Origin of the sequence: Pacificibacter marinus (assembly GCF_900109555.1) — a bacterium.
Lineage (GTDB): Bacteria > Pseudomonadota > Alphaproteobacteria > Rhodobacterales > Rhodobacteraceae > Celeribacter > Celeribacter marinus_C.
The window spans coordinates 28,738-53,038 of the sequence record NZ_FNZV01000002.1 but is presented as its reverse complement, the minus strand read 5'-3'; the positions used below and the strand labels follow the sequence as shown (position 1 = coordinate 53,038).

General features: G+C 51.3%; 27 protein-coding genes and 1 pseudogene. 9 read left to right on the top strand and 19 right to left on the bottom strand.

The window, feature by feature from the left end; all coding sequences use genetic code 11:
• Positions 1-2: 2 nt before the first annotated feature.
• From BM025_RS03435 to BM025_RS03385, 11 genes are all read right to left on the bottom strand, one after another.
• Positions 3-1,196 (bottom strand): ABC transporter substrate-binding protein, encoded by a 1,194-nt coding sequence (locus tag BM025_RS03435; protein ID WP_085847913.1) that lies wholly within the window; start codon positions 1,194-1,196, stop codon positions 3-5.
• A complete protein-coding gene (locus tag BM025_RS03430) occupies positions 1,193-2,248 on the bottom strand; it encodes a CobW family GTP-binding protein (RefSeq protein WP_085847914.1) in 1,056 nt (351 codons plus the stop codon). The genes BM025_RS03435 and BM025_RS03430 overlap by 4 nt, the downstream gene beginning before the upstream one ends.
• A complete protein-coding gene (locus BM025_RS03425; protein WP_085847915.1) occupies positions 2,245-2,577 on the bottom strand; it encodes a hypothetical protein in 333 nt (110 codons plus the stop codon). Before BM025_RS03425 ends, BM025_RS03430 begins: the two co-directional genes overlap by 4 nt.
• Before the next feature lie 114 nt (positions 2,578-2,691).
• Entirely contained in the window at positions 2,692-3,570 is an 879-nt protein-coding gene (locus BM025_RS03420; protein ID WP_085847916.1) for a polysaccharide deacetylase family protein, read from the bottom strand.
• A gap of 23 nt (positions 3,571-3,593) precedes the next feature.
• Positions 3,594-4,664, bottom strand: a complete 1,071-nt coding sequence (locus BM025_RS03415) for an ABC transporter ATP-binding protein (RefSeq protein ID WP_085847917.1) — start codon at positions 4,662-4,664, stop codon at positions 3,594-3,596.
• Between the two features lie 77 nt (positions 4,665-4,741).
• Positions 4,742-5,965: an ABC transporter substrate-binding protein gene (locus BM025_RS03410; protein ID WP_085847918.1), complete on the bottom strand. Its 1,224-nt coding sequence runs from the start codon at positions 5,963-5,965 to the stop codon at positions 4,742-4,744.
• 70 nt (positions 5,966-6,035) lie between these two features.
• On the bottom strand, positions 6,036-6,788 hold the full coding sequence (locus tag BM025_RS03405; RefSeq protein WP_085847919.1) for an SDR family NAD(P)-dependent oxidoreductase: 753 nt from the start codon (positions 6,786-6,788) through the stop codon (positions 6,036-6,038).
• A 27-nt stretch (positions 6,789-6,815) separates the two neighbouring features.
• Complete coding sequence (locus tag BM025_RS03400) at positions 6,816-7,544, bottom strand: SDR family NAD(P)-dependent oxidoreductase (protein ID WP_085847920.1); 729 nt, start codon at positions 7,542-7,544, stop codon at positions 6,816-6,818.
• A complete protein-coding gene (locus BM025_RS03395; protein WP_085847921.1) occupies positions 7,541-8,386 on the bottom strand; it encodes an ABC transporter permease in 846 nt (281 codons plus the stop codon). The genes BM025_RS03400 and BM025_RS03395 overlap by 4 nt, the downstream gene beginning before the upstream one ends.
• A gap of 3 nt (positions 8,387-8,389) precedes the next feature.
• The gene (locus BM025_RS03390) at positions 8,390-9,310 is read right to left on the bottom strand and encodes an ABC transporter permease (RefSeq protein WP_085847922.1); all 921 of its coding nucleotides are present in this window, start codon (positions 9,308-9,310) and stop codon (positions 8,390-8,392) included.
• Positions 9,310-10,332, bottom strand: a complete 1,023-nt coding sequence (locus BM025_RS03385) for an ABC transporter ATP-binding protein (RefSeq protein WP_085847923.1) — start codon at positions 10,330-10,332, stop codon at positions 9,310-9,312. Before BM025_RS03385 ends, BM025_RS03390 begins: the two co-directional genes overlap by 1 nt.
• Before the next feature lie 265 nt (positions 10,333-10,597).
• Between BM025_RS03385 and BM025_RS03380 the strand changes: the two genes are divergently transcribed.
• On the top strand, positions 10,598-11,608 hold the full coding sequence (locus tag BM025_RS03380) for a GntR family transcriptional regulator (protein WP_085847924.1): 1,011 nt from the start codon (positions 10,598-10,600) through the stop codon (positions 11,606-11,608).
• A gap of 172 nt (positions 11,609-11,780) precedes the next feature.
• On the opposite strand, the gene BM025_RS03375 is transcribed toward BM025_RS03380, so the two are convergent.
• Positions 11,781-12,392 carry a hypothetical protein gene (locus BM025_RS03375; protein ID WP_085847925.1) on the bottom strand — a complete coding sequence of 204 codons (612 nt, stop codon included), beginning with the start codon at positions 12,390-12,392 and terminating at the stop codon, positions 11,781-11,783.
• Here BM025_RS03375 and BM025_RS03370 point away from each other — a divergent pair.
• Positions 12,391-12,894: a DUF2303 family protein gene (locus tag BM025_RS03370; protein WP_085847926.1), complete on the top strand. Its 504-nt coding sequence runs from the start codon at positions 12,391-12,393 to the stop codon at positions 12,892-12,894. The genes BM025_RS03375 and BM025_RS03370 overlap by 2 nt on opposite strands.
• 340 nt (positions 12,895-13,234) lie before the next feature.
• Positions 13,235-13,816, top strand: a complete 582-nt coding sequence (locus BM025_RS03360) for a tyrosine-type recombinase/integrase (RefSeq protein WP_280139320.1) — start codon at positions 13,235-13,237, stop codon at positions 13,814-13,816.
• Between the two features lie 351 nt (positions 13,817-14,167).
• On the opposite strand, the gene BM025_RS19415 is transcribed toward BM025_RS03360, so the two are convergent.
• The 4 genes from BM025_RS19415 to BM025_RS03345 form a co-directional block, all read right to left on the bottom strand.
• Positions 14,168-14,335 carry a hypothetical protein gene (locus BM025_RS19415; RefSeq protein WP_306455976.1) on the bottom strand — a complete coding sequence of 56 codons (168 nt, stop codon included), beginning with the start codon at positions 14,333-14,335 and terminating at the stop codon, positions 14,168-14,170.
• A gap of 75 nt (positions 14,336-14,410) precedes the next feature.
• Positions 14,411-14,566 (bottom strand): hypothetical protein, encoded by a 156-nt coding sequence (locus BM025_RS19325; RefSeq protein WP_211753554.1) that lies wholly within the window; start codon positions 14,564-14,566, stop codon positions 14,411-14,413.
• A 212-nt stretch (positions 14,567-14,778) separates the two neighbouring features.
• Positions 14,779-15,666: a VOC family protein gene (locus BM025_RS03350; protein ID WP_085847929.1), complete on the bottom strand. Its 888-nt coding sequence runs from the start codon at positions 15,664-15,666 to the stop codon at positions 14,779-14,781.
• Between the two features lie 65 nt (positions 15,667-15,731).
• A complete protein-coding gene (locus BM025_RS03345) occupies positions 15,732-16,160 on the bottom strand; it encodes a DoxX family protein (protein ID WP_085847930.1) in 429 nt (142 codons plus the stop codon).
• A gap of 117 nt (positions 16,161-16,277) precedes the next feature.
• Between BM025_RS03345 and BM025_RS03340 the strand changes: the two genes are divergently transcribed.
• The 3 genes from BM025_RS03340 (at position 16,278) to BM025_RS03330 (ending at position 18,039) form a co-directional block, all read left to right on the top strand.
• A complete protein-coding gene (locus BM025_RS03340) occupies positions 16,278-17,174 on the top strand; it encodes a LysR family transcriptional regulator (RefSeq protein WP_085847931.1) in 897 nt (298 codons plus the stop codon).
• Positions 17,175-17,443: 269 nt separating this feature from the next.
• Entirely contained in the window at positions 17,444-17,737 is a 294-nt protein-coding gene (locus BM025_RS03335) for a hypothetical protein (protein ID WP_085847932.1), read from the top strand.
• Positions 17,738-17,805: 68 nt separating this feature from the next.
• A complete protein-coding gene (locus tag BM025_RS03330) occupies positions 17,806-18,039 on the top strand; it encodes a hypothetical protein (RefSeq protein ID WP_085847933.1) in 234 nt (77 codons plus the stop codon).
• Between the two features lie 350 nt (positions 18,040-18,389).
• On the opposite strand, the gene BM025_RS19320 is transcribed toward BM025_RS03330, so the two are convergent.
• Together BM025_RS19320 and BM025_RS19315 are read right to left on the bottom strand one after the other, a co-directional pair.
• The gene (locus tag BM025_RS19320) at positions 18,390-18,938 is read right to left on the bottom strand and encodes a hypothetical protein (protein WP_211753553.1); all 549 of its coding nucleotides are present in this window, start codon (positions 18,936-18,938) and stop codon (positions 18,390-18,392) included.
• On the bottom strand, positions 18,938-19,300 hold the full coding sequence (locus BM025_RS19315; RefSeq protein WP_211753552.1) for a hypothetical protein: 363 nt from the start codon (positions 19,298-19,300) through the stop codon (positions 18,938-18,940). The genes BM025_RS19320 and BM025_RS19315 overlap by 1 nt, the downstream gene beginning before the upstream one ends.
• Positions 19,301-19,700: 400 nt before the next feature.
• On the opposite strand from BM025_RS19315, the pseudogene BM025_RS03320 reads away from it, so the two are divergent.
• Positions 19,701-20,900 (top strand): annotated as a pseudogene (locus BM025_RS03320) (IS3 family transposase).
• Between the two features lie 351 nt (positions 20,901-21,251).
• Here the strand turns inward: BM025_RS03320 and BM025_RS03315 are convergent.
• Positions 21,252-21,839: a cupin domain-containing protein gene (locus BM025_RS03315; protein WP_085847934.1), complete on the bottom strand. Its 588-nt coding sequence runs from the start codon at positions 21,837-21,839 to the stop codon at positions 21,252-21,254.
• Between the two features lie 284 nt (positions 21,840-22,123).
• Between BM025_RS03315 and BM025_RS03310 the strand changes: the two genes are divergently transcribed.
• Positions 22,124-23,302: a branched-chain amino acid ABC transporter substrate-binding protein gene (locus BM025_RS03310; RefSeq protein WP_085847935.1), complete on the top strand. Its 1,179-nt coding sequence runs from the start codon at positions 22,124-22,126 to the stop codon at positions 23,300-23,302.
• A gap of 70 nt (positions 23,303-23,372) precedes the next feature.
• The gene (locus BM025_RS03305) at positions 23,373-24,293 is read left to right on the top strand and encodes a branched-chain amino acid ABC transporter permease (protein WP_085847936.1); all 921 of its coding nucleotides are present in this window, start codon (positions 23,373-23,375) and stop codon (positions 24,291-24,293) included.
• Positions 24,294-24,301 lie beyond the last annotated feature (8 nt).

Sequence of the window (24,301 nt, the reverse complement as noted above, 5' to 3'; positions counted from 1 at the left end):
CTTTAGCTGGCACGTTTTGTTGAGCGATACTTTTGAGCTGCGAAAGCGACCAATTCATTCCAACGTCGCACAACATAATTGTGTTCATCCATTGTTGAATTCCAAATCGCGATGTGTTGTCCCCGCTCGCGCCAGGACCCACCAGTTCGAACTTGCCCTGCCCTTATCGCAACTCGACCCGCGACATCTTCTAGGTCCTGCGTGGCGGGCAACCCTTCATACCAATAATCCCAATAGGCCTTCGGCATATGGTCTTTCACAGGCTCAGGTACGGACATGTAATAACCTTGCTTGGCGACAACAGCGCCAGCATACCCACCAAGATACCAATTCAGCCAAGCGTAAGCGCGATCTAACGCCTCGCCGTCCAGTTGGCGCGACAAGCACATACCGCCATGCCACGCGCGGTAGCCTTCTTTTGGGCGCACTTGACGCGCCTGAATACCTTTACGGCGCATTTCAACAATCGTTGGTGACCACATGGAAGCGAGCTTTAGCTCACCATTTTGAAACCGCTCAACAGGCTCATCAGCGCGCAACCAAAAGGGGCGAAAATGCCCAGACGCGACCAATCTCTTGGCCTCATCAATCAATAGATCAATTTCAGGCACGCTCATGTTGCCCATGTCTTCAAAAGACATGATCCCTGCCGAAGATAGCGCCATCGCTAAATCAAACAGGCCGATCGCAGGCTCATCAACCAAAGCGACCCGTCCTGACCATTGTGGGTCAACCAAAGCCGACCAGCTTTGAGCGTCTTCAGCAAGAGATAGACCTGTCGTTTCAACCCCAAAACTATCGAAATTATAAAAGGTGGGGAGCATAGAAATCTGCGCACTTGGTTTGTCTGAAAGTGTCATATCATCTTGAACGAAAAGCCGTGAGGCAGGCACATCACCAAGCGCTTTTGTACCCTGCGCAGGAGAGACCCGTGCGAGTTCATCGAGTTGATCCCAATGAGTGATGCGCGCCGTATCGATTGCCTGCACAGCACGCCAATACCAAACAATATCAAGGTTGTGGAAACATTGATCATAGATATCAAAGCTTGCAGGTTCGAAAGCCGCCGTGCGCTGTGCGCTGTTGAAATCTTTCTCGATAAATTCCAAGGGAAAGCCTAAATCTGCCTCTGCGCGGTCTTTAAGATAGCGCCAAGGCTGGATTTCAGTCGTGAGAATACGAAGGGGTTTCGTCATCGGGCTGCTGCCTTCACAGTGTCGACATTCATGAATGCGTGAAAGGAACGGCGGATTTTTTCAGGCTCAATGTCTTCCAGAATAAAGATAAGATGCGAGCTTTTTGACCCGCTTTGATCCATCCCTTTAGGCCAATGATCCATATGCGTTGGGGCATGTATTAAATGCTGAACCCCATGAATCGCGATTGGTAATGCCTCGCCTTCGATGGCTAAAATGCCCTTCACCCTGAAAATCCTATCTCCGTACTTATGGAGCAAAAGCGTAAGCCATGTTCCAAACATTGTCCAATCTATACCCCCCTCAATTTCAAGGGAAAAGCTTGTGACACCAAAGGTTTCGTCGTGATGGCGATGTTGATCGGTGAGGCTGTCGCATTTGGTTGGGGCATCATGCCCGCACCCCGGTCCGCAGATGTGGTTCTGAGTGGCGCTCTTGCTTGACGTGAAAAAGGACAATGGGCCAAAGTCAGCTAAAATCGTTTCAACAGACGACATGCTCGTGATAATATTCGCCGCAGGATTGACGCGTAAAAGCCGTTGGCGCAAGGCTTCTTCCTCTTGTGGAGCGGCAAGATCGGTTTTCGTTAAAACGATACGATCAGCCGCTGCAATCTGGCGCACAGCTTCGGCGCGGTGCGTGACTTGGATATCCGCGTTGACCGTATCCACAGTCGTCAACACACCGCCATTGCTGAAATGCGAGCGCAGGACAGGATGCGCAGTGAGCGTTTGCAAAACGGGATAAGGGTCGGCCAATCCTGTCGTTTCGATCACGACGCGCTCAAAACTAATTTCACCCCGCGTGCGCATCGAATGCAAATTGGCCAGCGCGTCGGCAACTTCGCCGCGCACGGTGCAACAAATACACCCCGATTTCAGTAAAACAACATTCTCATCAATCTGATCCAGCAAATGATGATCCAGCCCCACTTCACCAAACTCATTCACAAGCACCGCTGTCCCTTCCATCGAAGGGTGACGCAACAAGCGTTGCAGCAGTGTTGTTTTTCCAGAGCCTAAAAAACCTGTGAGTAAAATAACGGGTGTCATGACAGCGCCTGCCCTTCCATCCATTCAATAAAGGTATCATCTAACGGGTCGAATTCGCGACCTGCAAGAGCTTCGGCTTCGGGCCAAAGATGCGAAAGAGCTTCGAACACGCTTGAGGCCCCCGTTGGCGAGGCGACCACATAAGAGCGCCCTTGCCAGACATCCAACTTAAGGCGACGAAAGGACAAGACAGCATTGGCAGATTTCAATCGACGCGCTGTTTCTGTACGCCGCGCCAAGGTGTCGTGATTACGCGTATAAACGCCCGGGCGGACCACTGCATTTGTCCAGTGATCATCACATCCCAAAATACCACACAGAGAACACATGCTATCGTCCCTTTTACCTTAGCTGTTCAAAGGCGATGCCCCTTTAAAATGGGACCGCCTCAAAAAGAGTGGCGTGGGCAGCGCACCGCCCACGTCTGCCTTGAAAAGCAGTGCTTAACTGCGAGGAAACTTTTTATCGTAGTTATCCGCCATCTCATCCATGGTGACGAATTTGACGCCTTCATGAGATGCGATGTGTTTGAACAACCGCTCAAGCATCAATAAAACCTGTGGACGCCCTGAGACATCGGGGTGAATGGTGATCGGAAACACAGCGTAATCCATGTTTTCGTAGACCCAATCAAACTGGTCTTTCCACATTTGTTCGATGTCACGTGGGTTCACAAAGCCATGGGAGTTTGGCGATTTTTTGATGAACATCATGGGCGGCAGATCGTCGAGATACCAGTTGGCTGGGATTTCAATCAGATCGGTTTCTTCGCCGCGCTCCAGCGGTTTCATCCAATCCTCTGGCTTGCCTGCATAATCGATCTTGGTCCATTTGTCGCCAACCCGCACGCGGTAGGGTTCAAAGTCTTTATGCATCAATGAGTGATCGTATTTGATGCCTTTTTTCAAAAGCAACTCATTGGACACATTTGAAAATTCCCACCAAGGCGCCACATAACCTGTTGGACGTTTGCCAGACAAATCGGTGATCAGATCGATACACTTATCAAGAACAGCTTCTTCTTGCTCAGGTGTCATGGCGATTGGGTTTTCATGGCTGTACCCGTGAATGCCAATTTCATGACCGCGCTTGGCAACTTCGGCCATTTGCTCTGGAAATGTTTCCGCAGAGTGGCCTGGAATGAACCAAGTGGTTTTGATGTCCAGTTTATCGAACAGGTCGAGCAAGCGCATTGACCCAACTTCGCCTGCGAACATGCCGCGCGAAATATCATCCGGGCTATCTTCGCCGCCGTATGAGCCGAGCCAGCCAGCTACAGCATCCACATCAACCCCGAAACCAACGAGAATTTCTTTTGCCATTGTAAAGGCCTCCTTTTAAGTCATTAAGTGTGAATTAGAGTGATAGAAGTCGGGTCGACCCCAAGGGTCACAGGTGCGCCGGGCACAAGCGCGCGCACATCATCACGGTCCGCGCTGATTTCGACGGACACATCATCGCCACCCTGATCAAGGCGCACTTTGAGATGCCCGACTGACCCAATCAATTGACGACTGCTGAGTGTCCCGCTGAGACTGATTTCATCAGGCGTGCCTTGAGGGGAAATCCGAAACGCTTCAGCAGGTACAACGGCCATCGTTTCATCGCCTTTGCCAACCCCTTTGAGAACACCGTAAGGTGTGTCAATCAAACCAAAACCTGCGCTTGACGCGCCTTTGGGCGTGCCTTCGATTAACGTATTCGAGCCAATGAAATCCGCCACAAAAGGTGTATTTGGGCGACGGTATAGGTCTTTTGGCGAAGATACCTGTTCCACCACCCCATTTGACATCACAACCACGCGGTCTGACAATCCAAGCGCTTCGGACTGGGCGTGGGTAACAAAGATAAAGGTGATCCCAAGCTCGCGTTGAAGCAGCTTCAATTCGTTTTGGATGATGCGACGCAGGTTAGCGTCCAGCGCCCCGAGCGGTTCATCCAGCAATAGGATTTCTGGTTCAACAACCAGTCCGCGTGCCAAAGCAATGCGTTGGCGTTGCCCACCAGACAGCATATCGGCCTTGCGGTCGGCAAACTGTTCGAGGTCGAACATATCAAGAATGCGATCGACCTTCCGGTTTTTTTCAACCTTGGGCATACCTTTAACATCAAGACCAAAGGCCACGTTTTCACGCACCGACATATGCGGGAACAACGCGTAGTTTTGGAAAATCATAGACGTCGGGCGTTTCTCAGGCGGCAAGTGGGTTACGTTTTGTCCCATCATCATGACATCACCGTTGGTGATATCCTCAAAGCCTGCGATCATGCGCAGCGTTGTGGATTTCCCACAGCCACTTGGCCCTAAAAAGGCAACGAATTCCCCCTTTTCAACCTGTAGGTCGAAATCGGATACGGCAACAGTGCCATCAGGATATGTTTTGCCGACAGAATTCAGCTCGAGATCATAGACCATAACGATCAGCTTTCATTTAAAAGTGACATGTGAGAGGCGCACGGCGGGGAGGATCATCCGCACGCCCCTCGCTTGCTTTATGCGTTTAGGAATTCATCCCAACGCTGGATCAGGTGATCGTATTCATCTGGCCACTGGTGCCAGTAAGCGACGTTAGAAGAACGCTCAGCAAGTGAGCCACCATCACGCAGATCGCCCGGATTGATGCCACGCTCAGCTGGGCCAGTCCAAGGCGCACCTTCGTACCAAAATGCGTATTTCTCAGGATCCATAACATCTTTGATATTTTTGGACGGTGAGTAATAGCCTTGCTCGGTGACTGCGATGCCAGGTTCACCTGACAACCAGAAATCTGCATAGGCGATCACAGCTTCGCGGTTTGGCGACCCTTTAAGCATCGATGGACCAATCGCCCAGCCACGGTAGCCCTCTTTCGGGTTGGCGTATTTGGCTGGTTTGCCCTGTGCCTTGACCGCCATGACAGCAGGCTGCCACGCGTCACACACAACCATCTCGCCAGAAGCCATCAAGTTTACAAGCTCGCCAAAGTCACCCCAAAGCGCACGGAATTGACCCGCTTTCTTTTTGGAAATCAAGAATTTCGCGGCTTCATCAATTTCAGATTTTGTCGGGTTCCCTGGGTTTTTCGCTTCAAGCAAACCTAAGGAATTCATCGCCAAAACAGCTTGACCGATTGCGATTAGCGGATCGACGTTAAGGCCAGATTTGCCTTTCCATTTCTCGTCGAAAAGCGCTGTCCAAGTGTTGGCTTCTTCTTCGCTCAAAACGTCAGGATTGTAGCCGATAGAGTCGAAGTTATAGACGGCAGGCACCATGTAGAGTTCGCTTTGCGCATCGTCAGCCCAGATTTGACCAGAGATTTGTGCGCTTGGAGCCCATTTAGGATCAACCGTGGTAAAGGTATCGCGGATACTCGACCAATTGCTAATCTCGCTGGCAGGAATGGTTTCGACGTTATCTGTCGCGATCAAGGCAGGCAGACGCTCGGCGATGATTTCCCACACGTCATAGTCTGAAGACCCAGACAAGATTTTGGTTTGCGCATCAGGATAGGTTGACGGCGTCCCTGATGTAGCACTGACACCTGAGGCAGATTTAAACATTTCAAGAATGCGATCTTGAACCGTCGTAGACAGACCCGTCGTGCGCAATTCTTGCTCAGAAAGGTTGGCAGCATAGGCCATGCGCGCCCAAGGATGCATCCCTGTTCCAAGGGCTGCGGCCCCCGCAGCAGCGGCCCCGTATTTCAAAAAGCTTCGACGATTTGAGTTCTGTGTCATGGGTATTTTCCCTGATTGTAAAAGTGTTGAAAAAGATAAAGGGCGTTGGCCGCCTCTTTTTGTTCGAGACCTAGTACCGACCGGGGGTCAGCCCACCATCAACGGTGACGACTTGCCCTGTCAGGTAAGACGCATCTGTTGAGGCAAGAAATTTGATCACATTGGCAATTTCAGAAGGATCCCCAAGGCGCTGCATCGGGATGTAAGGCGAGGCAATATCTGCCGCCTCAGGCCCAAGGCTATGACCGGGGTTCAGCAACTGAGCGGTGCGGATATAGCCGGGTGCAACACCGTTTACGCGAATGCCTTTTGCTGCATATTCAACCGCCAATGCCCGCACGAAACCAATAGCGCCAGCTTTCGCCGTCGAGTAATGCACATGTTCGTCCCAGCCATAATGCGACCCCATAATCGAGCTAAGGCAAACAATCGACGCCCCTTCTTTCATGGTAGGCAAAGCGGGGCGAATAACGCGCATCATGCCGTATAGATCGATGTCGATGGTATTGTGCCATTTCTCATCGGTCATTTCAGACATCGGCACCCGCAAGGCAACGCCCGCGTTTGCGACGATCACATCAAGACCGCCAAAGCGCGCATTCAGATCAGAAACCAGCGCGTCAGCTTGTTCGGTTGAACGCACATCTAGCGGGTGAAATTCAGCACTGCCGCCTTGCGCTTCGATTTCAGCAACGACAGCTTTGCCCTCATCCGCCAAAACATCTGTCACGATAATGTGGTCGCCAAGGCTGGCAAAACACAGAGCGCTTGCGCGGCCAATGCCGATCCCTGCGCCCGTGATCAATACAACTCGTTTATCCATTTTTTCGTCCTCTATTTGGCGCATATTTCACAGCATCACATCGCCAGAATTTGGCCCAAGCGTTTGACCGACAAAAAGCGCGGCATCATCAGAAACAAGAAAGGACACGACCCCGCCCACTTCCGATGGCACCCCAAAGCGTCCCAAGGGCAACTCGGCCTGTTTTGCGGCCTTCCAATCCTCAGAAAGCGCCTCGACCAGTGGTGTGTTGATTGGTCCGGGGGCCACAGCATTGACGCGGACGCCCCGTGCAGAGACTTCGCGGGCCAAGGATTTTGTCATGCCGATCACAGCAGCTTTTGCGCCCGCATAATGGGTCAGTTCAACACCACCGACTTGCCCAAGTTGCGAGGCAATATTGATGATATGGCCGTGCTTTTTTTCAAGCATCGCGGGCAGGAATGCCTGCGTACACAAGAAGTTCCCGCGCACATGCACCGCAAAGATTTTATCGAACATCTCAAGTGAAATATCGCCAAACAGCGCTTGATGACCAAAGCCTGCGTTATTGACCAGAATGTCGGGCATCCCCAACTCTTGCGCAATATTTGCGGCCATCAAAGCCACCGCATCCGCATCGCTCACATCCGCAGCATAGGCACGCGCATCGCCGCCTGCGGCTTTGATCTGTTCGACCGTTGTTTGCGCGCCCTCTACCGTCAAATCGTTGACGGCGACGACATGGCCATCTTGGGCAAGGCGCATCGCGATTGCGGCCCCGATGCCTGATCCCGCACCTGTGATAAGAGCAATCATGCCGCATCCTCCTGCCCGCTAAAGCGCGATGCCTTGGCTGTAAACCGCTTCATCAAGAGGCCGTAGATGACCAAAAGCGTAAAGCTGAACAGCGTTGTCAGTACGCCAAAGGCAAAGAGGTTCGGATAGATTTCGACTGAGAATGTGCCGTAGATCGACAGGGGCAAAGTCAGATCACGCCCCGCCGTAAACAGCGTGCGGGCAAATTCATCGTAGCTCAGCGTAAAGCTAAACAGCATGGCTGACAGAACACCGGGAAAGATGATCGGAAAGGTCACACGACGAAAGGTTTGCGCAGGCGTCACACCCAAGGAAAGTGAGGCTTCCTCGACCGTACGATCGAAGCGGTTGAAGATCGCCAGCATGATGAGAAACGCGAATGGGTAGGTGTAGACCACATGCAGTACGAAAGAAGTGCTCCACCATGCGCGGCCAATGCCTAGCGTATTCGACAAAAGCGCCATCCCAAGGCCGACCAGAACACCCGGCACCATCATGCCAAGAATGATCAGGTAAAAGGCAGGGCCTGACCCTTTAAATTTTGTGCGAAACGCCTCAGCACTCATCACGCCCAATATTGTCGAGACAACAGTCGTCATAAAGGCCAGCATCATAGATCGCACAAGGCTTTCACCAACGGGCAATTGTGACACGCGTGAACTTTCCGCCAGTCCTAAAAGATGCTGATACCAATATGTCGACCAATCACGGATCGGGAATTGTGGCCCCCCATCAATACTTTGAAAGGACAGGATCGCCAGAACGATCATCGGACCATAAAGAAACAACAAGAACAGGGCAGTATAGGTTGCTAGAGCGGGGCGTAAGATACCAGATTGCATGGCTCACATTTCCTTTCGCAAATCGACAAGGCGCAGCGCCAAGGCGATCACAGCGGTGATGATGATGGTCAAGACGACCCCTGCAACAGCGGCAAAGGCCCATTTCAGCGAACCCACTTGGCTCACGATGATATTGCCCAAAAGGTTGACTTTTCTGCCTGACAAAGACGCGGCAGTGGCAAATTCACCCAGCACCATGACAGAGACAAAGATCGAACCGACCATGACGCCTGGCAATGAAAGTGGCAGGATGATGCGGCGGAACACGGTGCCAAAGGAGGCACCAAGATCACGTGCAGCTTCGATGACTGAAATGTCGATCCGTCCCAGCATAAAGGTGATCGGCCCCACCATGAACACGCAGTAAATCTGGGTCATACCAACAAGAACGGAGAACTCAGAGAACAGCAGAAAGGTCAGCGGTTCGGAAATGACGCCAAGCTTAAGCAAGATCGTATTGATCGCGCCCTCTGTGCCCAACATCGGACGCCACGCAATCACGCGGATCAAAAAGGACGTCCAAAACGGGATGACACAGGCCACCAAAAGTGCTGTTTGAATGGTCTTATTCCGGACGAAAAGCCCGATAAACAAAGCTACGGGATAGCCCACCAAAATGGTCAAAACCAAAACGATAAGCCAGATGCGCAGCGTCGTCCAAATCGCACTTAAATAGGTCGGCGAGCTTAAAAAGCGTTCCCAGCTTGCGGTGGTTAGCTCGGAATTTACCGCAAAAGTTGTTTGCGTCCAGAATGATACATAGACAACCATAACCATGGGCAAGACCATGAACAGGGCCATCCAAATCAAACCGGGTGTCAGCAACCCAAGTGCACGGCGGCGATCTTTGCGTTCGCGTATCAACGCAGGCGATTCAGCGGTCTGTGCTGAGGTGGCAAGGGTGTCAGTCGAAAATGCAGACATCAGACAGCTCCATGAAATTGGCGCAAGGCATTGGAAGGAAAGTGCAGATCATAGTGCTGCCCTTCGATGAGATCCGGCAGGCGTGGCTGGCTCAGATGGTCGATAATTTGTAAAAGCGTGCCATCTGCGGCCCGAAAGAATGACAAAGCAGTCGGGCCGTTAAATTCGCCCGTCAAATATTGCGCGTGCACCCTAAGGTGATCTTTCGGCGCCCTACCCTGCGCACTGACATCCATCTGGTCAAAGCGCACAGCGATTTCACCCTTCACAGACATGCCGTCGCATAACGTCCCATCAAAGGTGTTCCATGCATTCATATGGCGCGCGGCTTCGGCCGTGCGCGGCTGGCTGAAAAGTGTATCAGGCGTATCAGACTGCGTGATCCGACCATTGGCCAGAACTGCGACTTCATCGCCCATGGTCAACGCTTCGGTTTCTGATCCAGTCACGTGCAAAAAACTCACGCCAAGACGTTGGCGGATTGCACGCAATTCATCACACATGCGTGCGCGCAAGTTCGCATCAAGCGCCCCGAGCGGTTCATCCAAAAGCACAATACGCGGTTCACAAACCAATGTACGTGCAAGCGCGACCCTTTGACGCTGGCCGCCCGAAATCGCACTGACCCCGCGATGCCCAAAGCCGTCTAGACCCACGAGTACCAAGGCCTCTTGGGTACGATCCTTGATTTCAGTGTCGTTGTTCAGCGCCTTATTCGCGCGATACCGCAAACCAAAGGCGACATTGTCAGCAACACTCAAATGCGGAAACAGCGCAAAATTCTGAAAGACAAATCCAATATCCCGCAGATGTGGCGCTTGCCCATCGATGCGCGTTTGATGGATCGAAATCTCACCGTGATCTGGTTCTTCAAACCCTGCGATCAAACGCAAAAGCGTCGTCTTACCAGACCCAGACGCGCCCAAAAGGGACATATAGGTATCGTCTGGCACGACGAAATCAACACCATCTAAAGCGACAGTGTCGCCGTAAGAGCGACTAATTCGGCTTAACGTCAGCACAATATTTTCCCCGTTGGCAATTATGATTTTTATAATACAAACATCATTTGTGACGGATTCGTAAAGTGAATAATGATTTTTTCTTAGTGAACAACAAATTTATCCCTAAAAATTTGCATCTAAATTACACTTAATGAATTGAAAATAATAAACTAAATAAGGAAGCACAAAAAATAATCATTATTGATTTTTGCATGCAAAAATTAAACACTTTTCAGAAAAGCAACCGTGACGTATGTTCTAAACTGGCATTGAAGAGGCAGAAATGGTCATCTCAGAGACACAGAAAATTGAAAAACACACCCCCGAAAAGCGCATGCCGCTCTTTGAGGTTGCTTCAAATTTCATTCGAAATAACATTGAGCTCGGTCACCTCTACCCTGGTCTGGTCCTTCAAGAGGGAGCGCTGGCGGATCGACTAGACATGTCGCGCGCCACCATCAAACGAGCGCTAGAAATTATCGAAACAGAAACCTTGATCGAACGTTTTGCAGGGCGTGGGTTCTTAGTCTCTGGTGGAGATACATCTCCAAAACGCGCCAACTTACGCGAAATAACTTTGGTACATAGCAACGCGCAGGAAGAGTCAGGCAAACCTAGCTGGCTTAGAGTGTACGATGATGTGGCGTTTCATGTGACGCGCAGTCCAGTGTTTGGCCGCTGCCGCATCTTTGAAACTTTGATGGCCGAGGAATATCATGTTTCACGCACCATCGTTCGCGATGTCTTGGCGCGCCTACAAGAGCGCGGGTTAGTTCAAAAAAACCGCACCTCGCGTTGGGTCGTCGAACCGCTTTCGTCCAAGAAAATCAGAGACAAATACGAACTGCGCAAGATTTTGGAAGTTGCTGCCCTTGCCTCGTCCAAACTGCCTCACCGACATTTGCAAGACCTTGCACAAGAAATCGGAGCATTGCCTCGGGGAGAACCGATAACCTCTGAGAAATGGACCGCAATCGACAAACAATTTTTCGACATGGTGATTTTGTCCACGTCGAATGAAGACCTCGCGACGGTGGCTAGCAACAACAAATTAGCGTTGGAAGCCTGCCAATCCGCCCTGTTTTCTCTTGGCCTACCGCCAGACACGCAGTCCATCATGGAACTCGGTCACGTGATTGAACTCGCGCTTTCAGGCTCAACATCAACGGCCTCCGACATGCTAGCACAACACCTCGAAAAAGCCTGCAATCGCACGATCGCGCAATTGAAAATTACCGCAATAATCGCCCCCCCCACAGACTTCCCTTCTTATTTGCAATTTTCGCAAAGCTAGTCTCAGAACCTATTAACTTCATTGCGTAAACGATGGACCGCTTGGCGAGGTATCCGCGCTGCTCCCTCTAATTCTGCTTGCGCGGGCTCACAAGCAATCCCGACTATGATATCTAGGGCGGCTGCGCATCGCAGTCGTAGCGGAGTAAAAATCCGCCAATTTGTGTCCTTCGTTATCCCATCCCATCGCCGTAAACTTCGCGACCACGGCGCGCTTTGCGTGAGTGCGCCATCAGCTCCCCACGGTCATCCATTTCATAGCCCGCACGTTTCATGCCGCCTTCCCAACTGTGCCGTGCGCCGCCAATCGTGACGCCCTCAGGCAACAAACCATTGCTGCGCAAATACTTGTTCACCGCTGCGCTGTAGTGACGTAAGGGAAGCACGGGTCTAGGGTTAAAAACCTTCCGGACTTTTGACCCTCCCCCCCCTTTGTGGAAATGCAGCTCTATTTTCTTGCGGTCGATGCGCCCTATACGCCGTAGCCCTGCATGCGGTCCAGAGCATCCCGCAGGGCCGCTCGCAGCGCGGCGCTGTTGCGTGAGCTCCGTCCACTCATATTTGCGCAGCACTTCACTCATTGACAGGCCCAGCAAGCACACGGCCCGCACCGCGTCCAAGTCCGAGATCATCTTGCACACGCGCCCTGCCCCGCGTTTTGACGGGCGGACCTTGCGCATCGGCATTGCCACGCCGCGACCGACTTTGCGTTCAAACGCCTCAAACTCTTGACGTGCTGCCAGTCGCAGAACAACGGCATCCACGCCGCTCGAAAAAGACGACATGGGCGAATTTATTGAGACGCAGGCCAAGAACATCATGGATCCGACACCCGCGATCCTTGCCGGCGTACAGGACGACAACAACGACGATTGGGAAAACCGCCTGATTGAAACGGCCTGCAAGATTGAAGGGCGATACGGCCAGCTCACGCAGCTTCTGCAAATGTCCAAACAGTTCCTCGTCAATGAAACCAGTGATCTAAAACTAACCACCAACCGCGATACGGGCGAAGCGGGAATGAAGTTCATCAATGAGCACAAAGGCCTCAATGGTCAGCCGCTGAACCTGCCAAACCTAATCATCATTGCAATCCCGGTGTTTTTGAACGGCCCGCTGTACCGCATGCCCGTGCGCTTTCGCTACCGCAAGTCCGGCGGTCAGGTGAAGTTCATCCTGTCGATCGACAACCCCGAGAAAGCGTTCGAGGCGTCCTTCGATGAGTCCCTCGACCTCGCCGTCGCGCATACAGATCTGACGCTATTCAAAGGCACGCCAGAAGCGTGACGCATTGGTGTGGGCCGTGCTCTGCGGCCTCATCCCATGCGGCATGACCGTCTATAAATCAAAATGAAAGGGGATCGACATGGGGCAAGCTTTACCAATCGCCGTGGCAGAAAAAAATGCAGCAAGGCTGTTGGACATGCCGACATCAGTGTTCCTTGATCTCGTCAACAAAGTGGCCCTGCCAAGGCCTATGCAAACGCAACGGCTGGCTCACCGGACGAACAGGACGTTTTCATGCGGGGAAAGTATCTTGGAACAAAGGTAAGAAAATTGGCGCGCATCCAAACAGTGCAGCCACGCAATTTCAAAAAGGACAAACCCCACCCAACCGCGTCCCGTCGTGGACATCTCAAAATTATCTGGCGGCTCGTATGAAGCATGGCCAGACGTAAAGCTCCTTGCCTTTGAGCGCTCCTGTTTGACCAACGATCTAACAACTGCGCTCACGGCATTTGAGGTGGCTATCGGCACAGGTCAACGCATCGGCGATTGTGCGAAGATGGCTTGGGATGATTTTGACGGCGAATTCATGAATGTTATCCAGGATAAGACGAAGGCCAAGCTACGCGTTTATTGCCCAGAACGCCTGCAACAATATCTTGGATCACTCCCCCGAAAAGGGCGCCATATCTTCCCAAAAAACCTTACGCAGCCCATTGGTAAGCGCCAAATTCAAAAATCAGTGGAAGACGTGCGGGGTGCCATCGGAATCATGGGTGGCAAAGATCGCCTTGTGCCTCATGGCTGGCGCGACACAGCAGCCAAACTACTTGCTGAGGCCGGATGCTCCGACAGCGAAATCCAAGCAGTAACGGGGCACAAAACTCTGACAATGGTTCAAAAATACCGTACTCAAGCCGACCAAGAAACGTCATCTAAACGTGCGCAACAACGCAGAGAACAAAACAAGACTGTCCGTTAAATTTAACCACTACAGGGCCGCGCAATATCAAGTGCAGTTAGCTGCCATTAATCCACGCAGCGAACGGCACTGAGCAGACCTTGGACGTGGTCGCAGCAGACTGCCGTTTCGAGCTAAAACTGACCGATGCTGCGGCACGTGCGAATGGCGGCGAACCGCGGCAAGCGGACGTCGGCTTTGCAATTACATCCCTTTTTGATGACTGCAAAAGTACACGATGAAAGCGTCGCTTGAGAATTAAACCCCTTCGCCCTGCATGATGCCTTGATCCAAGGCGTCGAGGCAGTCGCTATGCCACTGCGGGCCGTAGCCGCAGATACCAGTACCAGACACGATAAACCTCAAGCGCGATCAGGGGGCCAAAGTGGACAAGGGCGGTACCGCGCCATTCCAATTATGCAAAGCGGCCCAGTGCACCAGTGTCAACACAGCTGCGGCATAGGTCCAACGTTGCAACCACTTCCACCACGTGCCCATTTTGCGCACGCAGTAATCCATTGATGTCAGCGCCAGCGGCACGAAGATGATAAACGCAACCCAGCCGGTCCAGATGTAAAGGCTGGCAGTTCATCAACAACTGTGGTCAGTGACGCCTTAATCGTTCCATGTCATCCCACCTGTGATCACCATACCAATCATCGTGCCGTAAAGCGACCAGTGTACAATTGTGGCAATCTTGTCCTGCATCGGGAATGTGCCTGGGGCGTGACCAGGCGCACCGTAGTGGTAGCGCAGATAAAGCCGTGCCATCACAGCAAGAAAGACCGTCGATCAAAAGCCCACATAAATCCAGGCCATTGTCATATCGTTGCCAGCAGGAGTGTTGCCTGTTTGCATGGCCTCAATGGTGCGTTTCATAGGCTTGTTGAAGAGCCATTGCACCCAGATTGCCGCGAAGACGACCCAGTGCAAAATAATCTGTGCGGGGCGGTAGACTGTGGGGAAGAGGTCATCGTGATCTCTTATTTGCTTGGTCGAAGTGTGACTTGAACGCCTGTGGGGTCGGTTCCGCGCAAGGCATCGCCGTCTTGGCGCAGATGTGGTGAGGCGAGAACCTCTCCATGTGTGAATAACTCGTAGCGCACCAACCCAGCCATATCTTGCGGCATAGGCGGGTTATTGGGACCGGCCCAGATATTCATGGCCAAACGGTGCGTGTTGGGAGCGCCCGCGCCCATATCGGCAAAACCCCAATTGTCCAACGTCAGGTGACGCTTAAAACCAAGGGTCTCGAACCAATCCAAAGCAGGCTCAAGTGCTGCCACTTTGAAGTGCAAATGTGCGAGGTAGCTGTCATCGGCCAAAGGGGCCATCGGGTCTACGCCTGCAGCATGGGCGAGCTCGGATTTGACATCCAGCGGTCCTCGGCCAGAATGCGTGTTGCCGTCAACATCGTATAACGTCAGCCCTTGGTTCATGTCGCCAAAATGGGAAAACCGTTCGGGCGTCTCATAAGTGATTTCGATTTCCAGACCATCTGGATCATGGAGGTACAGCGATTTTGCCAGCAAGTGATCCGTCGGCCCGACTTGCACCTTCAGGTGAATCAGGCGTGCGAGCGTACGCGAAAACTCAACCTGACTGCTTACGCCAATCGCGACGTGATACATGCCCGTATAGGGCGCTGCGACAGGAGTTTTTGCGCCAGCATGCAGGATGAAGAGAGTTTTGTCTTGCGTGCCAAGTGCTGCGCCTGACACCTGATTGTCACGCACAATCAGCCCCAATGCATTTGTCCAAAATGCAATCGCACGATCAAGGTTGGTTACCTGAAGTTCGACAACGCCCCAAGACAGGCGGTCAATCTGCGTGGAGTGGCCAGTGTTGGCAGAGAGAGGGGTATGTAGCATCGAAAGCAACCTTTTGAGTAAAGGTGCGCCCCAGCCGGAGAAACCGGAGCGCGAGATGTGATGGATTAACCGCGTGGTGCGATTGGTGCCTTGTTTGTGCGTCCCCAAACAACCAAAGCGGCGAGTGCGAACAAAATGGCATTGACTGGAACCACTTCGAATTCACCGCGAGAAATGTGGACGCCAGAGGCCAAAACCATAACAACACACAGACCACCTGCAGCCCATTTTGTCAGATGCGGCATAATGCGGGTGGCAGCCGGAAGGATAAGACCAAGCGCGCCCGCAACTTCGGCAAGACCAATAAACTTGATCAATAAGAAGGGCGCGTTTTCGGCCCAGCCCATGCCCATGGCGACCAATTCGGCCGATCCGGACATCAACTTTGTCGCGCCTGCCATCAGGAACATTGCAGCCAGTAGGCCTTGGGCGACCCAGAGGCCAATATGCCAGCGTTTACTGGTTTGTACGGGGTTTGTGTCAATCGTTTTCATGTCGTTCTCTTTCTAAAAATCGCTTCTGCAGCGAGTTATGATGAGAACAGTAATAAACCATTCCCCTCGCGACATCATTAGGTTATTTATTGATCCACCGTTTACTGAGAGTTGATAATGGACACACTTCTAAGCCTGCGTGTTTTTGCCGAAGTTGCAGAACACAAAAACTTTTCCGCCGTGGCGCAACGACTTGGCCTCTCGCCTGCAATGACGAGTAAACACGTCAAACATGTCGAGGCGCGCGTCGGTGCGCGCCTGCTCAATCGCAACAGCCGGAACGTGAGCCTGACCGAGGCCGGCGCGCAGTATTTACAAACAATCCGCCCTTTGCTTGACGGGCTTACCGAAGCCGAAGCGCAATTGACGACAGACAGCCTTTCGCCGCGCGGTACGCTCAAAATGTCGATGCCTGCTTGGATGTCCAATCCGGCCTTTGCGAAAATACTGACCGCCTATCATCAGAAAAACCCGCATGTGACTTTTGATATCGACCTGAGTGGCCGCAAGATTAATATGGTAGAAGAAGGTGTTGATCTGGCACTGCGCGTTGCGTTCAAATTGGACGATGGGCTGATCGCACGAAAACTGGCGGAGGTCACGTTTCAGCTGGTGGCAGCCCCTTCATTTTTAGACAACTTTGGCCGCCCCAAAACTTCAGAAGATCTGAACAACGCCCCAATGCTTGCCTATTCTCAAGTTGCAGCGGACGGACGTATCAAATTTGGTGGCGAAGAGGGGATGGATATTAAACTCCGACCAATTTTGACAAGCTCTAACGAAAGCATTCTTCATCAAGCGGCTGTTGCTGGCATGGGCTTTGCCATGCTTCCGAACTGGTCAGCCCAGAACGATGTAAAAGACGGCCGACTTGAAGCAGTATTACCAACGATTGCATGGCCGAAATTGCATATTCAAGCTATTTACGCTGATCGTAGCTATCTACCTACAAAGGTAAGAAGTTTTCTGGATTTCTTGGCTGGGCCGGATGGGTTCTCTGGCAGTTTGAAGTAACGTATCGACGACCAAATGTATGACCTAGGCGGTCAAGTCTTATGGTTATAGTACCGCGCATGGCAGACCATAGCGATGATCCTATTCTCGTCGTTAATGTTTTTGCGGCAGCCGAAAGGCGCGGATGTTCGAGTAAGAAACTCTGCCTCTGGCACTACGCTGGACCAGCCTTTTGCGAAAGAAATGTCATTTGAATTGGAAAGCTTATCTTTAGGAAGTGACAGAATTTTAACCCTAGCGGGCAATGCTGCTTCGCCGAAAAGCATTCCATGTCAGATGATTTCAGCAAGCGCTTCGATCGTGTCTGCAATGTTGTTGAAGACCTCGCCTCGGCTTTAGAAGAGAGCCCGTTTGCACTAAGTGCATTGCATATCGAACGTGCAGATGGGCCGGATTACTCCCTGATCAATCGCGCAATGTTTGAGTTACTCCAAGCGAAAGCCGCTGTTTGGGACGAAGCTCAACGCAATCCAGATCAGGAAGCCGATGCGATAAAAGCTGAGCTGACTCGTCAAATGGCAAACCGACAAACAACTCGACGCGTTGTTGGCCCGCATCGCTGAAACCAGCAACCCCACCGTCATCTGCCTATGAGACGAAGATCACCAAGCTAGAGCAAGAAAAATTAGTTTTGATTGAAAAGCGGGAGAAAAAATCCACATCAAAGCGCACATCCGAGCAAATTTTCGAACTCGCGGTACAATTCCTGTCAAACCCTTGGAATATCTGGGAAAATGTAGACCTGACACTCAAGAAAACAGTGCTCGGATTGGCATTTAAAGCCCCATTGACCTATGATCGCCAAAATGGATTTCTAACCCCGCAAATGTCTGTAATCTTTAGGTTTTTGGATGATTTTTACTGAAAAGCAAAATGGTGCACCCGAGAGGATTCGAACCTGCGGCCTCTGCCTTCGGCGGGCACTGGGATGACACAAAACCTCTTATTTTACTGAGTAAATACACTCAAACTTCGCGCCAGTTTCATTAGGGTTAGGGAGTTTCATTGCAATTCATTGCACAACCTGCCTCCTTCCACGATCTGCCATGACGGCAACGGCTTGCTATTGATGGTATCGGCTATGATGCCAATACCGTTACCCGACAACCCAGACGGTAACGGGTAATTTCTATCTTGAGCCTAAGGGCCGTTCACGTACTTGGCAGTCATGAAATGTGATCACGCGGTCTACAGGATTCCTGTGCCTACATAGTTTCATGTAGCCAATCTAAAATACCCAGCCTTGCGCACCTGCCACAGTGTCAGGGCGCTGTCGGCAACGATGCCGCCTCCGAACAGCAACGCAATCTTTTGCAGATCCGGAACGAAAATACCTGTCCAATAAGCAAGGAGGGCTGCGCCATAATAGACGACGCTGACGAAAAGTGACTGGTAGAGCATCAAATCCGTTCGTCCCATACCATATAGGTAACTGTCGAGGATATGGTTCAAGGCGAAGACCACGTAAAACCCAAGCATGAGCAGCACGAGCGACACAATGCGCTCCGGCTCGGGTGAGGCCATGATAGTGCTGATAAACCAAGACCATGCTAGGATCGACAGGACCCAGAGGCAAACTACCCCACCAACTATCCAAAGGTAGCCCGCAAGGCGCCCCTCAAGTCGCCCAGCATGATTACCCGCATCCTGGCGAAGAAGGATTCCGAGGGTAAGCACCGGCAATAGAAGCCAGCCCCAAATAAAGCTGTTAGCCACCCAGAAAACACCCGCCTCATCCACTTCATTCATCAAGCGCAGGATCATCAATGAAAATGCGAGATTACGAACGGCGGATTCCAGTCCAGATTTTGCGGACACGCGAAGCCAATCAGCAACCTTTGCCGCGAAAGCGCGACAATGACAATAATGCAAATGTCGTTGAGCGCGCCGACCATGTATCCAATGGCTTCAAGACTGATGTAGTGAGAGGTAGTAACCTGCAGGTCTACTTGCTGGGCCATCGCCTTGGTCAACCAGTCCGCGCCAAACAGTATCCCGAGCGTTAGCACCGCATAAGCTGCTAATGTTACAAGAAGAGAAGTGCTTACCCTATCGCGCAGCTCAACTCGACTCCCGATTGCTTGGCCAAATAGGTAATAGAGCGGCAATAAAAGAGCTTCTTGCACGACCTCGTACGTAAGGCCCAGCCATGCTGCCTGTGCTGCGATCGAAAGACTCCAAGTATCGGGAAGGCTATTGAGAAAATATATCCTAACGGTGGAGTATAGGGTTGGAATAAATGCTGTCAGAAAAATGGCTGACCATAGTCATAATTGATAAGGCGGACTGACGAAAACAAAAATTACTTCCTTAAATAACAAGGTATTGAAAAGTTCTTGGCGCAGTTATCTGGCCGTGTCGTCTAAGTTAAAATGCAATGTAGACGGACGTATCTTGAGTGTACTTCGCACAACAGCGGAAGTTCAATGCCTCTTGTTTCGGAGAAGTGGCAATGGCTGTGACCTGCTCCCCGAAACTTCCCTCAGTTTGATGTAGAGTTTGCTCAACCTTCGAAGGAGCAAACAAATGCGACAGAGTCGTTTTACTGAAGCCCAAATAATCAGGATGATCAAAGAACAGGAAGCTGGGATGCCGACGGCAGAGGTGTGTCGCAGACATGGCCTGAGCCCTGCTTCGTTCTACAAATTCAAGGCCAAATATGGCGGCATGAACGTTTCTGACACCCATCGCCTTAAGTCGCTGGAGGACGAGAACGCCAAGCTGAAGCGCCTTCTGGCGGACACGATGCTCGACAATGTTGTGTTGAAAGATTTGCTGGGAAAGAACTGACGACACCGAGTTTGCGACGGGCTGTAGCACGCAAGGCAATGCGGGATCATGATATCTCGCAACGTCGAGCGTGCAGGCTTGTTGGTGTCGATCCCAAGACCGTCCGGCGTGACAAGCCGCCGGATAAACCTGAAGTTCGCGAAGAGATGAAGGCGATTGCCAGCAAACGGCGTCGGTTCGGCTATCGCCGGATTGGTGTTTTGTTGGAACGCAAAGGCATGATTATGAACCACAAGAAACTGTATCGTCTCTACACCGAGGAAAAGCTGGGTGTCCGGCGGCGCAGAGGCCGTAAACGTGCGCGTGGATCGCGGACACCTATGCCCGTGGCTTTGCGCCCAGGCGAGCGCCCCCTCTCGGTGGTTGGTTGCAACCACCTGCCGGTCAACGGGATCGTTGGATTTTGTGTCTGATACGTTCGGCGCATCTCGTAAGTTTCGCATGCTGGCAGTGAATGACGACTGCTGCCGTGAGAACCTGTGCCTGATGGCCGATACCAGCATCTCTGGCGCGCGGGTTGCCCGTGAATTGGACGCACTGGTGCGCGTCTACGGAAAGCCTGCTTGTATTGTCAGTGACAACGGGACGGAGTTTACCAGTCGCGCGATCCTGAAGTGGGCTGGCGATAACGACGTGGATTGGCATTACATCGATCCGGGCAAACCGCAGCAGAATGGCTTCATCGAAAGCTTTAATGGCAGCCTGCGAGACGAGCTGCTGAATGAGGAAATCTTCGACACTTTAGATGACGCCCGCAGAAAACTGGCGCTTTGGCGATACGACTACAATCAGGTCAGACCGCACTCGTCTCTCGGGAACAAAACGCCCACTTAAGCGCGCCGGGCGCTTGAGCAACTTGAGGGCTCCGCGCACGACGCGCTTGCCCAAAAAGACGATCACGAATATGAAATCCAAACCCGCAAACTCTCATTATGAATGAGGGAGCCTTGGGGGGCAGGTCAGATGGTTCAATCTTCGGCAGGTGATCGCCTATCTAGGGATAGCCAGCGATACATAACTGGAAGCAGGGCAAATCTCGGTGACAATACCGGGTTAGTTCTCAGTGACATTCAACAAGCGGATAAGGAGTTCTATTTAAGCAGACATTTGACACTGTCGCATGGTCACGGTTGTCTTAGCAAAGGCTCGTCCTTGCTTTTAGAGTATCTCGTGCGAGCAAAGAATCTCTATGTTTCAGAGGGATTCACATACTGATGGCACTACAAGGTGCGTCCCTGTAAACTGGGCGCCTAAGTTTAAACGTAAACTTTCACTGTCAGATCGATCTTAAAACGTTGGCGGTGTATTCACCCATAAAATACGTGTAGTGCCATCAAATGTATTGCGGTAGCGGTGTGGGAGGGGCGATGAAAAGTAAAATGAATCGCCCTGAACCAATGAAATAAGCTCGCCATTTACAAAAAGATCAGCTGAACCTTCTAGGACATATCCAATCTCTTCGCCTTCATGCGTAATATCTCCGCCGCTGTCGGCTTTGGGTTCTAGCGTATGAATGTTGGCATCGAGTTTGGTGCCAGGGTAACTGGGCGACAGTCGCTCGATCACGATGGCAGGCTGATCACTTTGACGTCTCACGATGACAGAGGGCCGATCTCCGGGGCGGTAATGGCGAACATCTTGACCCGCGGCCTCTGCAAAGAGCTGCAAAATAGATGTATCCAAAGCAGACGTGATTTGGTGCAGGGTTTTAAGAGATGGGGACGCTTGCTCTGTTTCTATTTTGGACAACATTGATAGAGAGCAGCCGGCAAGGTCGGCGAGTTTTTTGAGTGTGAGGCCTTTGTTTTGTCGTTCGTTCCGTAAGCGCGCGCCGAGATCTTGAATCGGCGTTTGTCCTTGATTTGGGTGTTCCATTGTTGGCCTTCGATCTTCAGCGGGTTCTTGGTTTTATGTATGAACGATATTGAAGGTTTTGCAAACCAGCAGGTGATAGCCCTCTGTTGTTGAGTGTTTGAGTATCAAACGGGCATTTTATTGCTTATTTTTTCACCACAATCGAAATATTTCTATAAATAAGGGAATTTTTGAAATTGATTTGAACGTGGTTCAAATTCTTCATGCATACAAAAACATGAAGCCGAGCAGCCTATATCTTTCGTCAGCTGCAATTTTATGGAATTAAAAGTAGGAAAACTGTCATGGCATACGCCGGAAATCGACGCACAATCATCTCCGCTGCACTTGCAGCATCACTTTCCCTGAGTTTCGCAAGTGCGGCAATGGCAAAAGACACCGTAAAGGTTGGCTTTATCGGCCCATTGACTGGCGGTGTGTCTAGCATTGGCCTTGGCGGCCGTAACTCTGCCGAGCTCGCTGTTGCTCTGCGCAATCAAAATCCAGACTCCAAATACGAGTATGAGTTGGAAGTGTTGGACGATGAGTGCAAACCAAACGTCGGCGTACAGGTCGCAACCAAGCTTGCTGCAAGCCGCGATGTTGTTGGCGCTGTGACGCATTACTGTTCGTCCGTGGCGATGGGCGCTGTTGATATCTATCACAAATTCAACTTGCCTGTGATCGTATGGGGCGCTGTATTGCCTGACATCACTTATGGAAATGATTACACCGAGGTCCACCGTATCAATGGTACGATGATCAACCAAAATGATGCTGCGGCAGAGTTTATGACAGACCAAGGGTACAAAACTTGGGCGATCATTCATGATACGACTGACTATGGCAAAGGCCACAATACTTACTTTTCTAAATACCTGACCGAAGACGGTGGTGAGATTATTGGAACCTTTGGCGTCACGTCAGATCAACAGGATTTCACAGCTGAATTGACCAAAATCAAACAGTTGAACCCTGAGGTTGTGTACTTTGGCGGCTTGACGCCGCTTGCTGTGCGTATCCGCCAACAAATGGACAAACTTGGTATTGAGGCCCAATTCCAAGGGGCATCTGGTTTGAAATCTGAAGCCTACTTTAAAGGGTTGAGCGGCGACTTGGCTGAAGGCACTGTGACATTTTTAGAAGGTGCGCCTGCTGAAAAATTGCCAGGTGGCGAATACTTCATGGCTGAGTATGAAAAAGCTGACTTTGGCGAAGCGTTTGAGGCATACGGACCGTTTTCTTTCTCGGCAATGAACTTGTTGATGGATGCAGTCGAAGAAGTTGGTCCTGATCGCAAAGATGTGACGGCTTATCTTGCAGATGTACAAGACCACGAATCCATCACAGGAGCGGTGACATTCGATGCCAACGGTCAAAATACCGTGGCTTTGATTACTGAATATGTTGCTCAAGATGGTGAATGGGTCGTCTGGGCAGATAGTGAATATGCTGATGGCACACGCACGCTAACTGGCAAGTAATTCGTCTGATCTTATTGGGGCTGGGTGTATTTTACATCCCGCCCCCTTTTTAATTTTTGGAGGCTCTCCGATGGATATCGGTCTTTTTGGTCAGTACTTGGCCAATGGCGTCATGTTGGGAACGATGTATGCTCTAGTAGCTGTCGGTTTTACACTTTTTTTTGGTGTGCTCGACGTGATTAAATTCTCACATGGCGATGTGCTTATGCTGGGGTCATTCACAGGTTTTACAGTTTATATTGGCCTGCTGTCCCTAGGCATTGAAAACCCGTGGGTGATGATTGCGGCGATCTTAATCGTGTCAATTGTGACCACCGCAATGCTCGGCGCGGTGATTGCGCGCTATCTGGTGTTGCCTTTGAAATCGGCACCGCCACTGAATATTCTTTTGATCACGCTCATGCTAGGAACCGCTATTCGCGAAGCTGTGCGTTTGTTTTATCCAGATGGATCAAATCCAAAAGCCTTTCCGGCCTTGTTGCCGACAGCGTCTGTTGATTTGGGCGGGTTCTCGTTGCGTGCAGATAGTGTGATTCTTGTTGCTGCGGGGGTCGCAGTGATTATTGGTTTGAATTTGGTGATCAATCGCACGCGACTGGGCTTGGCAATTCGCGCCGTGGCTCAAGATGAAGAAACCGCAAAAATCATGGGCATCAACTATACAATGATTGTGTTGGTTACCTTTGCGATTGGCTCAGGGGCGGCTGCTTTTGCTGGGATCATGAACGGCCTTTACTACAATGAGGTCAATTTTGGCATGGGTTTGCTGTTAGGGCTCATTGGGTTTTGTGCAGCTATTATTGGTGGGCTGGGCAATATCTATGGCGCAATTTTGGGCGGATTTTTGTTTGCTGCATTGCAGACCATTGGGGCCGTCGCGCTGCCTTTTGCTAGTGCATATAAAGACGTGTTCGCTTTTGGTGTTGTGATCGCATTGATGGCTTGGAAGCCGACTGGATTGATTGCTGAACGCAGCAGTGATCGTGTGTGAGGGACATC